The sequence below is a fragment of the Geobacillus sp. LEMMY01 genome (genome assembly GCF_002042905.1).
Classification (GTDB): Bacteria; Bacillota; Bacilli; order Bacillales; family Anoxybacillaceae; genus Geobacillus; species Geobacillus proteiniphilus.
This window is the reverse complement of record NZ_MVKA01000004.1, coordinates 85,540-97,773: the sequence shown is the minus strand read 5'-3', so window position 1 is coordinate 97,773 and position 12,234 is coordinate 85,540. Positions and strand designations below refer to the sequence as shown.

General features: G+C 51.0%; 12 protein-coding genes and 2 rRNA genes. 13 read left to right on the top strand and 1 reads right to left on the bottom strand.

The annotated features are described in order from the left end of the window. The 10 genes from B1A75_RS03740 to rsmI form a co-directional block, all read left to right on the top strand. Positions 1–228 (top strand): 23S ribosomal RNA (locus B1A75_RS03740); the annotation flags it as partial. Positions 229–333: 105 nt separating this feature from the next. After that, positions 334–450, top strand: a 5S ribosomal RNA gene (gene rrf / locus B1A75_RS03735). A gap of 152 nt (positions 451–602) precedes the next feature. Next, positions 603–809: a sigma factor G inhibitor Gin gene (locus tag B1A75_RS03730; RefSeq protein WP_074043771.1), complete on the top strand. Its 207-nt coding sequence runs from the start codon at positions 603–605 to the stop codon at positions 807–809. A gap of 170 nt (positions 810–979) precedes the next feature. Further along, positions 980–2,413 (top strand): aminotransferase class I/II-fold pyridoxal phosphate-dependent enzyme, encoded by a 1,434-nt coding sequence (locus B1A75_RS03725; RefSeq protein ID WP_074043772.1) that lies wholly within the window; start codon positions 980–982, stop codon positions 2,411–2,413. 26 nt (positions 2,414–2,439) lie between these two features. Beyond that, complete coding sequence (tmk, locus tag B1A75_RS03720) at positions 2,440–3,072, top strand: dTMP kinase (RefSeq protein WP_041467722.1); 633 nt, start codon at positions 2,440–2,442, stop codon at positions 3,070–3,072. Positions 3,073–3,150: 78 nt separating this feature from the next. Then, positions 3,151–4,143: a DNA polymerase III subunit delta' gene (gene holB, locus B1A75_RS03715; protein ID WP_074043770.1), complete on the top strand. Its 993-nt coding sequence runs from the start codon at positions 3,151–3,153 to the stop codon at positions 4,141–4,143. Between the two features lie 14 nt (positions 4,144–4,157). After that, positions 4,158–4,985: a PSP1 domain-containing protein gene (locus tag B1A75_RS03710; RefSeq protein ID WP_074043769.1), complete on the top strand. Its 828-nt coding sequence runs from the start codon at positions 4,158–4,160 to the stop codon at positions 4,983–4,985. A gap of 15 nt (positions 4,986–5,000) precedes the next feature. Continuing rightward, positions 5,001–5,363 carry a DNA replication initiation control protein YabA gene (gene yabA / locus B1A75_RS03705; protein ID WP_074043768.1) on the top strand — a complete coding sequence of 121 codons (363 nt, stop codon included), beginning with the start codon at positions 5,001–5,003 and terminating at the stop codon, positions 5,361–5,363. 60 nt (positions 5,364–5,423) lie between these two features. Next, positions 5,424–6,173, top strand: a complete 750-nt coding sequence (locus tag B1A75_RS03700) for a tRNA1(Val) (adenine(37)-N6)-methyltransferase (RefSeq protein ID WP_074043767.1) — start codon at positions 5,424–5,426, stop codon at positions 6,171–6,173. 15 nt (positions 6,174–6,188) lie between these two features. Further along, complete coding sequence (rsmI, locus tag B1A75_RS03695) at positions 6,189–7,100, top strand: 16S rRNA (cytidine(1402)-2'-O)-methyltransferase (RefSeq protein ID WP_074043766.1); 912 nt, start codon at positions 6,189–6,191, stop codon at positions 7,098–7,100. 16 nt (positions 7,101–7,116) lie between these two features. Here rsmI and B1A75_RS03690 read toward each other — a convergent pair whose 3' ends face one another. Further along, positions 7,117–7,416: a transition state genes transcriptional regulator AbrB gene (locus B1A75_RS03690; RefSeq protein ID WP_021322629.1), complete on the bottom strand. Its 300-nt coding sequence runs from the start codon at positions 7,414–7,416 to the stop codon at positions 7,117–7,119. Positions 7,417–7,812: 396 nt separating this feature from the next. On the opposite strand from B1A75_RS03690, the gene metG reads away from it, so the two are divergent. The 3 genes from metG (at position 7,813) to B1A75_RS03675 (ending at position 12,079) form a co-directional block, all read left to right on the top strand. Then, positions 7,813–9,765, top strand: a complete 1,953-nt coding sequence (gene metG / locus B1A75_RS03685; protein ID WP_074043765.1) for a methionine--tRNA ligase — start codon at positions 7,813–7,815, stop codon at positions 9,763–9,765. 136 nt (positions 9,766–9,901) lie between these two features. Beyond that, positions 9,902–10,672: a TatD family hydrolase gene (locus B1A75_RS03680; protein ID WP_013143959.1), complete on the top strand. Its 771-nt coding sequence runs from the start codon at positions 9,902–9,904 to the stop codon at positions 10,670–10,672. A 201-nt stretch (positions 10,673–10,873) separates the two neighbouring features. Further along, the gene (locus B1A75_RS03675; protein ID WP_074043764.1) at positions 10,874–12,079 is read left to right on the top strand and encodes a G5 and 3D domain-containing protein; all 1,206 of its coding nucleotides are present in this window, start codon (positions 10,874–10,876) and stop codon (positions 12,077–12,079) included. The last annotated feature ends 155 nt before the right edge of the window (positions 12,080–12,234 follow it).

The following is a 12,234-nucleotide window of genomic DNA, read 5'->3' as shown; positions in this document are numbered from 1 at the left end:
GGACGCACCGCTGGTGTACCAGTTGTCCCGCCAGGGGCACCGCTGGGTAGCTATGTGCGGACGGGATAAGCGCTGAAAGCATCTAAGCGTGAAGCCCCCCTCAAGATGAGATTTCCCACCGCGCAAAGCGGGTAAGATCCCTCGAAGATGACGAGGTCGATAGGTCCGAGGTGGAAGCGTGGCGACACGTGGAGCTGACGGATACTAATCGATCGAGGGCTTGACCTATGAGCGGCTTCTTCCGACGGTTATCTAGTTTTGAAGGAATGAATTTCCTTCTTGACATTGTTTATTTTTCAAGTATAATAAATGATGTCAAAATCCAAACGCTTGCCTAGTGGCTATGGCGGAGGGGAAACACCCGTTCCCATCCCGAACACGGAAGTTAAGCCCTCCAGCGCCGATGGTAGTTGGGGCCAGCGCCCCTGCAAGAGTAGGTCGCTGCTAGGCAATAAACGAGCAGCCAGTTGCATTGGTGCAATTGGCTGCTTTCGTTTTTTGAGGAAAAAACGATAAGGACCCGCTCAATGTCTCTCTTCCTTTCATCTACTAGTATAGAATGTTAGCAATGTGGGAAACATAGAGGATGGGAGGTGGAGAGCGTGAGGACATCAATAGCAGACCGGAATCAACGCGAACATGTATGCATCGTTTGTGAACAGGAAAAAAAGGAAGGGATTTTCCTTTTTGGCCATTTTCTTTGTTTGGACTGCAATCGGGCGATTGTGCAAACGAATACGGATGACCCGAACTACTCGATTTATGTGCGGCAGTTGCGCAAAATGTTTACATCGAAAATTCACTCGTAATCAGGGCCTGCATTTGGGCCTGTTTTTATTTGCGATTGACGCGACTCGTGCGTTTTTTCGGGCGTTTGTGATACTATATGTTTGATGTTTCTCCTGTATATCCCATGCATTTCGGCAGTCTGCCCGGATGATGGCCGTTCTTGGACAGACAGCAAGGAAAGAGGATGATGATGGATCAAACGAAAACTCCTTTATATGACGCCCTCGTGCACCATTGGGCGCGCCGCCCGGTTTCGTTTCACGTGCCGGGACATAAATACGGCGCTTTGTTTTCGGAACGAGGGAGAGATATGTTTGCGCCGCTGTTGGCGTTGGATGCGACGGAAATTTCCGGTTTGGATGACTTGCATCATCCTGAGTCGGTGATTGCCGAGGCGCAGGCGCTGGCGGCGGAGCTGTATGGCGTTAGGGAGACGTTTTTCCTTGTGAACGGTTCGACGGCAGGGAATTTGGCAATGATCGCCGCCGTGTGTGATGGAAAGAGGAAGAAAGTGATTGTGCAACGCAATTGCCATAAATCGGTGATGCATGCATTGCAACTCATGGGGGCCACTGCTGTTCTACTTGCCCCCGAGTTTGATCGTGATGTGTGTGTCGCTTCGCACATTCGTCCTGAAGCGGTCAAAGAGGCGTTGGCGCTTCATGGTGATGTTGCTGCGGTTGTATTGACGAACCCAAATTATTATGGAATGGCCGCCGATTTGACAGAAATCGTCCGTCTAGTTCATGAACATGGCATTCCGGTGCTGGTTGATGAGGCGCATGGCGCCCATTTCGTTGTCGGTCCCCCGTTTCCGACATCGGCGCTTCGCTATGGCGCCGATGTCGTCGTGCAGTCGGCGCATAAAACGTTGCCGGCGATGACGATGGGAGCGTTTTTGCATGTGAACAGCGAGCGGGTTGATCTTGAACGATTGAAGTATTTTTTGCAGTTGTTTCAGTCAAGCAGCCCGTCTTACCCGATTATGGCGTCGCTCGATTTGGCGCGGAGTTATGTCGCCCAGCTTTCAAAAAGCGATGCGGCGGCGATCGTGGCAGAAATTGAGGAGTTTAAAGCAGCCCTGGCGGATATTGACGGGGTGGCAGTCGTTTGTTCCCGCCATTTTGGCGTACAGACCGACCCGCTGAAAGTAACGGTGCAGACGCGCTGTTCCTTGACCGGGTATGAACTGCAGCGTCGGCTTGAGCGCGAAGGGGTGTTTGTCGAGCTCGTTGATCGAATGAACGTGCTTTTCGTTTGCCCGCTGGCGGTAACCGGGCGGCTTCAGGAAGCGGCGGAGAAAATCAAACGAGCGTGGCGCGATTTGCCAGATGGCGAGGCGCCGGTGTGTGACGCTTCGCCTTTTCTCGGCCCGCCGCTATCGGTTTTAGTCCCGTATGATGAATTGCGCCATTTGCGGACAAAAGCTGTGGCGCTCGAGGAAGCTGAAGGACATATAGCGGCGGAAACGGTTATTCCATATCCGCCTGGGGTGCCGCTCGTGTGGATCGGAGAACGGATCGGCCGCAGCCATATTGAACAGATCCGCCAGCTTCTTTGTCAGCGGGCGCACATACAAGGCGGAAGCCGGCTGAAAGATGGTCAATTGGTTGTATACGAATAGGGAGGATGGAAAGGATGCCGCGAGTGATGAACGGATGCTTTTTTTCGTTTGAAGGGCCGGAAGGAGCGGGCAAAACGACGATGATCAGCAAATTGGAGTCGTTGTTGCGTGAGCGGGGGATTGACGTCGTGGCGACGAGGGAACCGGGCGGAGTGCGCATTGCCGAGGCGATTCGCTCAATCATTTTAAACCGCGATTATACGGAGATGGACGGGCGGACGGAGGCGCTTTTGTATGCGGCGGCGCGCCGACAGCATTTGCTTGAGAAAATCGTGCCGGCGCTTGAGGCTGGGTGCGTCGTCCTTTGCGACCGGTTTGTTGATAGCTCCCTCGCCTACCAGGGATTTGCCCGCGGGCTTGGCATTGAAGAAGTATGGAAAATTAATGAGTTCGCTATTGATGGGTATATGCCGTCGCTGACGATTTATTTTGATATCGATCCGCAAATTGGGCTTGAACGAATCCGGCGAAATCGCGGCCGGGAAGTGAATCGGCTTGACCTTGAAACGTTGTCTTTTCATGAGAAGGTGCGAGAAGGGTATCGGGAACTCGCCAGACGGTTTGCCGACCGCATTGTCGTCATCGACGCGAACCGCCCGCTTGATGATGTATTCGCCGAAACAACGGCCGCGGTGCTTTCCCGCTTGAAAGGAAGATGACAGCGCCATTTCCATGAATCCGACCGTGATGATTCCTAGCGGACATGATAGAATAGAAATAAGAAATAAGGAAGAGTGATGGCGATGCGATGGGAACAGCTAGCGAAACGCCAGCCGGTGGTGGCGAAAATGCTGCAAAGCGGCTTGGAAAAAGGGCGGATTTCTCATGCGTACTTGTTTGAGGGGCAGCGGGGGACGGGCAAAAAAGCGGCCAGTTTGTTGTTGGCGAAACGTTTGTTTTGTCTGTCCCCAATCGGAGTTTCCCCGTGTCTAGAGTGCCGCAACTGCCGGCGCATCGACTCCGGCAACCACCCCGACGTCCGGATGATCGGCCCGGATGGAGGATCAATCAAAAAGGAACAAATCGAATGGCTGCAGCAAGAGTTCTCGAAAACAGCGGTCGAGTCGGATAAAAAAATGTACATCGTTGAGCACGCCGATCAAATGACGACAAGCGCTGCCAACAGCCTTCTGAAATTTTTGGAAGAGCCGCATCCGGGGACGGTGGCGGTATTGCTGACTGAGCAATACCACCGCCTGCTAGGGACGATCGTTTCCCGCTGTCAAGTGCTTTCGTTCCGGCCGTTGCCGCCGGCAGAGCTCGCCCAGGGACTTGTCGAGGAGCACGTGCCGTTGCCGTTGGCGCTGTTGGCTGCCCATTTGACAAACAGCTTCGAGGAAGCACTGGCGCTTGCCCAAGATAGTTGGTTTGCCGAGGCGCGAACATTAGTGCTACAATGGTATGAGATGCTGGGCAAGCCGGAGCTGCAGCTTTTGTTTTTCATCCACGACCGCTTGTTTCCGCATTTTTTGGAAAACCATCAGCTTGACCTTGGACTTGATTTGCTTTTATATTTATACCGCGATTTGTTGCATATTCAAACCGGGCAAATGGACGGCGTGTTATACCGCGATCAGCTGAACCGCCTGCAACGATGGGCGCTTGCTTGCCCGCAGCGGCGGATTGTGGCTGGCATGGAAGCGATTTTACAAGCGAAAACGCGTTTAAATACAACGAATATGAGCACGGCGTTGCTTGTTGAGCAGCTCGTTCTTCAATTAAAGCGGTAAAGGAGGGAGAGCCGTTGTATACGGTAGTCGGCGTTCGTTTTAAAAAAGCAGGGAAAATTTATTATTTTGACCCTGGCGATGCCGTTATTCCCGTCGGCGAATTCGTCATTGTTGAGACGGCGCGCGGCATTGAGTACGGAAAAGTCGTCATCGCCAATAAACAAGTCGACGAAAACGACATCGTGATGCCGCTCAAAAAAGTGATCCGTGTGGCGAATGAGAAAGATAAATGGGTTGTGGAAGAAAACAAAAAGGCGGCGCGCGAGGCGTATGACATTTGCTTGCGCAAAGTGGAGGAGCACGGGCTCGAAATGAAGCTCGTCGATGTGGAATATACGTTTGACCGCAATAAAGTGATCTTTTATTTCACTGCCGATGGGCGCGTCGATTTCCGCGAGCTTGTGAAGGACTTAGCGTCGATTTTCCGCACGCGCATTGAGCTGCGGCAAATCGGGGTGCGCGACGAGGCGAAAATGCTTGGCGGCATCGGGCCGTGCGGCCGCATGCTTTGTTGTTCGACGTTTTTAGGCGATTTTGAACCGGTGTCGATCAAAATGGCGAAAGATCAAAACTTGTCGCTCAATCCGACGAAGATTTCCGGGCTGTGCGGCCGGCTGATGTGTTGCCTGAAATATGAAAACGAAGAGTATGAGACGGCGAAAGAACAACTCCCGGATTTAGGGGAATATGTCGAAACACCGCACGGCTTCGGCAAAGTCGTCGGCTTGAACATTTTAGAGCGGGTGCTGCAAATCGAGCTTCCAGAATTCGGACGGGTCGTCGAATATACACTCGATGAGCTGATGAAAAACGGGACGTTGTCCATTCGCGTCGCAGATTAATTTGGGGTGGGGCCAGTGGAAAAAGTAGATAAAAAAGAAGTGTTTCGATCAGTGGCCAATATGGAAGAGCAACTTAGTTATTTTTACCGCGAGCTGGTGCAGCTGAAACAGCGCGTAACGGAGCTGTTAGAAGAGAATCACCAGCTGCAAATCGAAAATGCTCATTTGCGCCGTCGGCTTGAACAATTGTCAGAAGCATGGGAAGAAGGCAAACGAAAAGGGGACAAACATGGCAAAAAACTCATCGACATTGGCGAAGGGTATGACAATTTAGCCCGCCTTTACCAAGAAGGGTTTCATATTTGTCACATCCATTACGGAAGCGTTCGCACCGAGGGCGATTGTTTGTTTTGCTTGTCGTTTTTGAACAAAAACTAAAGGCAGCGCCACCCTTTCCGTTTCGGAAAGGTTATTTTTTTCAATGGAGGATCGTGCGTCATGGTGAAATTGTACGAGGATGAACGGCTCGATTATTTGTTTAACGAAGAGCTCCGCATCATTCAAAGTCCATCTGTATTTTCGTTTTCCCTTGATGCCGTGCTCCTTGCTCATTTTGCCTATATGCCGATTCAAAAGGGGCAGATTGTTGATTTGTGCACGGGCAACGGGGTGATTCCCCTCTTGTTGAGCCGGCGAACAAAAGGGACGATCATCGGCATTGAAATTCAAGAACGGCTTTGCGACATGGCGAGGCGAAGCGTGCAATACAACGGGCTTGAAGGACAAATCGAGATTATACACGGCGACATTAAAGAAGCGCCGCAACGGATCGGTTACAGCCGGTACGATGTCGTCACGTGCAACCCCCCGTATTTTCCGGCAGTCGGCAAAGACGAACTGAGCAAAAATGAACATATCGCCATCGCCCGCCATGAAATTTATTGCACCCTAGAGGATGTGATTCGCGTCAGCAGCCAGCTGTTGAAGCAAGGAGGGAAGGCGGCGTTCGTCCACCGGCCCGGGCGGCTGCTTGACCTTGTGACGCTCATGCGCCAATACCGTCTTGAGCCGAAACGGCTCCGCTTTGTGTACCCGAAAGCGGGCAAAGAGGCGAACATGATTTTAATTGAAGGGACAAAAGATGCAAGCCCGGACTTAAAAGTGTTGCCTCCGCTTGTCGTGTATGATGAGAATAACGAATATACCGAGGAGACGAAGCGGATCTTATATGGCATTATTTCATCTTAAAGGGGCGGAACAAGGATGCTTTGGCAGCAAAAAAGTTTTACCGAACAAACGGAACAAGGGACACTGTACATCGTGCCGACGCCGATCGGCAATTTGGAGGATATGACGTTTCGTGCGGTTAGGACGCTTCAGGAAGCTGACGTCATCGCCGCCGAAGACACAAGGCAGACGAAAAAGCTGCTCGCTCATTTCGACATCCATACGCCGCTCGTCAGCTACCATGAGCATAATAAATACGCGAGCGGCCGGCAGCTTGTCGAATGGCTGAAGGAAGGAAAAACGGTGGCATTGGTGAGCGACGCCGGGATGCCCGGCATTTCCGATCCGGGCTATGAGCTTATTGCTGCGGCGCTTGCCGAGCGCTGCCGCGTCGTCCCTCTTCCTGGAGCGAACGCGGCATTGACAGCGCTTGTCGCCTCCGGGCTGCCCACGGACCGCTTTTTGTTTGTCGGCTTTTTGGAACGGGCGAAAAAAGAGAAAAAAGAGCAGTTGCTGTCGTTAAAAACAGCGGCGGAGACGTTAATTTTTTATGAGGCGCCCCACCGCCTGAAAGAAACGCTCGCTCTCATGTATGATATATTCGGCAATCGGCGCATCGCTCTTGGCCGCGAGCTGACGAAACGGTTTGAGGAGTTCATCCGTGGCGATTTAAGTGATGTGGTCGCCTGGGCGGAAGAACATGACATCCGCGGCGAATTTTGCCTCATTGTCGAAGGGGCGCGAGACGGGAATAAACAAGAGCAAGAGGGAGAGGAATGGTGGCAGCCGCTTTCGCTTGTCGAACATGTCGATTATTATATTCGCGAGCACAGCCTTTCCGTCAAGGAGGCGGTGAAACAGGCGGCCAGTGATCGAAATATGTCGAAACGCGACGTTTATCGGCAGTATCATCAACAGCAAGAAGAAGAAAAAAAAGAGTTTCTCTGAAGCCAGAGAAACTTTTTTATTCTTTTTCTTTGTCCGCTGCTGCTTCTAGATGCTGTTGGATCTCCTGCAGCAAAATTTCCGCGCCTTCGCGGCTTAAAATGATTTTGCCGCCGGCCAGTTTGAAGTTGTCGTCCGACACTTCGCCGGTGACGACACACGTCATGTTCGGCTTATACTTTTTCAAAATGATGCGGTCATCGTCAACATAAATTTCCAACGCATCTTTTTCGTTAATATCCAACGTACGTCGCAGCTCAATCGGAATGACGACGCGGCCTAACTCATCGACTTTACGCACGATCCCTGTCGATTTCATCGTCGATTCTCCTCTCCGCAAAAAAGTTTTTTGTCGTTTATTCGTCAATATTCGACAAATTTCCTACAACCTAATCATATCAGTGTTTCCATTAAGCGTCAATCCTTTAATATGTAAAATTTTAAAAAAATGTATATTGTTATTTCAAAAAAAAGTTTGTTTAGAAAGAAAGGAGAAAACGAATAAATTTGCCTATCTAAACTCTATCCTTATATAATAAATTCGCAGCGAAGGTTGAAAATGCAGCGGTATTTTTGCTGGTTTGGGTATATTTTTTCAGCCCACGAGAAATAGATGTTTTTGTAGAATGAAAAAATTATGTAAAATAGAAGTAACGCCGCTCTCGTCGCCGGACGAGGGCTTTTGTGCTCAACAGTACGAGGGAGGGCCTAACCGATGGAGAAAAAAACGTTTTATTTGACGACGCCGATTTATTACCCGAGTGACCGCCTGCATATCGGTCATGCTTACACAACGGTGGCGGGGGACGCCATGGCTCGCTATAAACGGCTGCGCGGCTACGATGTCATGTATTTGACCGGCACCGATGAGCATGGGCAAAAAATTCAGCGCAAGGCGGAAGAAAAAGGAATAACGCCGCAGCAATACGTCGACGAGATCGTCGCTGGCATTCAGGAGCTATGGAAGAAGCTCGACATTTCCTACGACGATTTTATTCGCACAACGCAGGAGCGGCATAAAAAAGTCGTCGAACAAATTTTCGCCCGTCTTGTCGAACAAGGCGATATTTATTTAGGCGAATATGAGGGCTGGTATTGTACGCCGTGCGAATCGTTTTACACCGAGCGGCAGCTTGTGGACGGCAACTGTCCGGACTGCGGCCGGCCTGTTGAGAAAGTGAAAGAAGAGTCTTATTTCTTTCGGATGAGCAAATACGTCGACCGCTTGTTGCAATATTACGAAGAAAACCCCGATTTTATCCAACCGGAATCGCGGAAAAATGAGATGATCAACAACTTCATTAAGCCGGGGCTTGAGGATTTGGCCGTGTCGCGGACGACGTTCGATTGGGGCATTAAAGTGCCAGGCAATCCGAAACATGTCATCTATGTCTGGATCGACGCGCTCGCCAATTACATCACAGCGCTCGGCTACGGCACGGACAACGATGAAAAGTTCCGCAAATATTGGCCGGCCGACGTCCATTTGGTCGGCAAAGAAATTGTCCGTTTCCATACAATTTATTGGCCGATTATGCTGATGGCGCTCGGCTTGCCGTTGCCGAAAAAAGTATTCGGCCATGGCTGGTTGCTGATGAAGGATGGAAAAATGTCCAAATCGAAAGGCAATGTCGTCGACCCAGTGACGCTCATCGACCGGTATGGGCTTGATGCGCTCCGCTATTATTTGCTGCGGGAAGTGCCGTTCGGCGCTGATGGCGTGTTTACGCCGGAAGGATTTATTGAGCGCATCAACTATGACTTAGCCAACGACTTAGGCAACTTGTTGCACCGTACCGTAGCGATGATCGAGAAATATTTCAACGGTGTTATTCCGCCATACCGCGGGCCGAAAACACCGTTTGACCAAGAGTTGGCGCAAACGGCGCGCGAAGTGGTGCGTCAATACGAAGAAGCGATGGAGGGGATGGAGTTTTCCGTCGCTCTCGCCGCTGTTTGGCAGTTGATTAGCCGGACGAACAAATACATCGATGAAACGCAGCCATGGGTGTTGGCGAAAGACGAACAGAAACGGGATGAGCTTGCCGCCGTCATGACCCACTTGGCTGAATCCCTTCGCCATACGGCGGTGCTGCTTCAGCCATTTTTGACGCGCACGCCGGAGCGCATCTTCGCCCAGCTCGGCATCACGGACCGTTCGTTGAAAGAGTGGGACAGCTTATACGATTTCGGCCTCATTCCGGAAGGGACAAAGGTGCAAAAAGGAGAACCGCTCTTCCCACGCCTCGACATCGAAGCGGAAGTGGAGTACATTAAGGCGCATATGCAAGGGGGCAAACCGGCCGCCGAGCCGGTAAAAGAGGAAAAAAAAGCAGCGGAGGCGGCGGAAATTTCGATTGACGAGTTTGCCAAAATCGATTTGCGCGTCGCTGAAGTCATCCATGCCGAACGGATGAAAAACGCCGATAAGCTGTTGAAGCTTCAGCTTGACCTTGGCGGCGAGAAGCGGCAAGTGATCTCCGGCATTGCTGAGTTTTACAAGCCAGAAGAACTCGTCGGCAAAAAAGTCATTTGCGTCGCCAATTTAAAACCAGCCAAGCTTCGCGGCGAATGGTCGGAAGGCATGATTCTAGCCGGAGGCAGCGGCGGGGAGTTTTCGCTGGCGACGGTTGATCAATACGTGCCGAATGGAACGAAAATCAAATAATCGTTTGCTTGGCAGGGGGGTGTTGCGCTTGACACCTCCTTGTCGCTATTTTGTAATGGAAATGTTAACGAATTGTGACGTATGTAACCAATTTCTATGCTACACTTAACATCAAGGTGGAAAAGAGGGCATTGGTATGCTGTTTGATACGCACGCACATTTGAATGCGGTCCAATACGAAGAAGATTTGGAACAAGTCATTGAACGCGCTCGCGATGAAGGGGTTTCACACATTGTCGTCGTCGGATTTGACCGTCCGACGATCGATCGGGCGATCGAGCTGGCCGAGCGGTATCCGTTTATTTATGCGGCGGTTGGCTGGCATCCGGTCGATGCGATCGAGATGACGGACGATGACTTGCAGATGATTGAACAGCTCGCCGCCCACCCGAAAGTCGTGGCGCTCGGCGAGATGGGGCTTGACTACCATTGGGATAAATCGCCGAAAGACGTGCAACAAGAGGTGTTTCGGCAGCAAATCCGGCTGGCTAAAAAGGTGAAGTTGCCGATCATCATTCATAACCGTGAGGCGACGGCGGATATTTTAAAAATTTTGCAGGAGGAAAACGCCGCCGAAGTCGGCGGGATTATGCATTGCTTCAGCGGCAGCGTCGAGGTGGCCAAACAGTGCATGGACATGAATTTTCTCATTTCCCTTGGCGGACCGGTCACGTTTAAAAACGCGAAAAAACCGAAGGAAGTGGCGAAGGAGATTCCGCTCAGCCATTTATTGATCGAAACCGACTGTCCATATTTAACGCCTCACCCTTTCCGCGGCAAACGAAACGAGCCGAGCTATGTCAAATACGTTGCCGAAGCGATCGCACAGATCAAAAACATTTCTTTTGCCGAAGTAGCGGAAACAACGGCGGAAAATGCCAAAAAATTGTTCGCCATCGACCGCTAAAATTAGGCGTCGGATCATCGGGAGGCTTGTCGAAAAAGCGGCGAAAACGAAAAAGTTCTACAAATTCGGCGAAAATGAGCTAATTGTCTGTCGACAAGTCTTCCTTCCTTTTTCACTGAATTTTCTGCATAATAGAGTATGCTTGTGCGTACATGTTAAAGGGAGAGGGGAATTCCAGAGGAAAAGGAGGCGTTTCTTCTGATGTTGCCGAATAGGAGGAAATGGATGGACTTATGGAGGAAAAACGTGACCGTCACAGCGGGTGGGTTTCTCGCCATCTCCGCGACGACAGGGGTTGCCGGATATGAGATGGCCAAAGATGATGTGACGCTGATCAAAAACGGAAACAAACAAGAAATTCGCACTCATGCGAAAACGGTGAAAGAACTGCTTGCGGAGCAAAACATTCAACCGCGCAAAGAAGATTATATTTATCCGTCTCTGCATTCGCCGATCACCGACGATCTCCATATCATTTGGGAAGCGAGCAAAGAAGTGACGCTGACGGTCAATGGGAAAAAGAAAAAGATATGGACGACGGCCGATACAGTCGCGGAGTTGCTCCGTTCGCAGCACGTGGCGGTCGGGCCGCATGACAAAGTGGCGCCGGCGCTTTCGGCGAAAATTCAAAAAGGTATGGACATCGGCGTTGAAAAGGCGTTTCCAGTCCACGTCAATGTCGGCGGTAAACAACAGCAGGCATGGACGACTTCGACTACGGTCGCTGACTTTTTGAAGCAGCAAGGGATTCAGCTAGGTCAACTCGATCGGATAGAGCCCTCCTTGCAGGAAACGGTCAAAGAACAGATGACCATTCGCGTAATCCGAGTAAAAAAAGTCACCGATGTAGTGGAAGAACCCGTCGACTTTGCCGTGGTGACAAAACGGGACGACTCATTGCCGAAAGGAGAGCGGCGCGTCATTCAGCCTGGGGAAAAAGGAACGGTTCAAAAAATGTATGAGGTGACGTTGGAAAACGGCAAAGAAACGGCGCGCAAACTGATCGCTACGAAAACGTTAAAAGAAAGCAAGGCGCGCATTGTCGCCATCGGCACGAAAACTGTGCGCCCGGCTGCCGCGCCCGACCGCCCGTCCTCGCGCGGCTCGGACCATGCCGCGAAGGAATTTTACGTCACCGCCACCGCCTACACCGCTTATTGTGCAGGCTGTTCAGGCATAACAAGCACAGGCATCAACTTGCGCAAAAATCCTTCCGCTAAAGTGATTGCGGTCGACCCGTCCATCATCCCCCTTGGGTCGAAAGTGTATGTGGAAGGATACGGATATGCCATTGCCGCTGACACCGGCTCAGGCATCCGTGGATATAAAATTGATGTGTTTTTCCCGGAACGGTCGGATGCGTTTCGTTGGGGCAGAAAGCGCGTGAAAATACGGGTATTGCCATAGAGATGCGATAGGAGAACGAAGCGGAGGGTTTTTTCCCTCTGCTTTTTTTCGCTATAATGGCATTGTGCCGCGACAGTGCGCGCCGTTTCTGCTAAATTAGACGGCGCAAACGGAAAAAAAGTTTCAGCGAAATTCAAAAAATAATAAAAGGAATA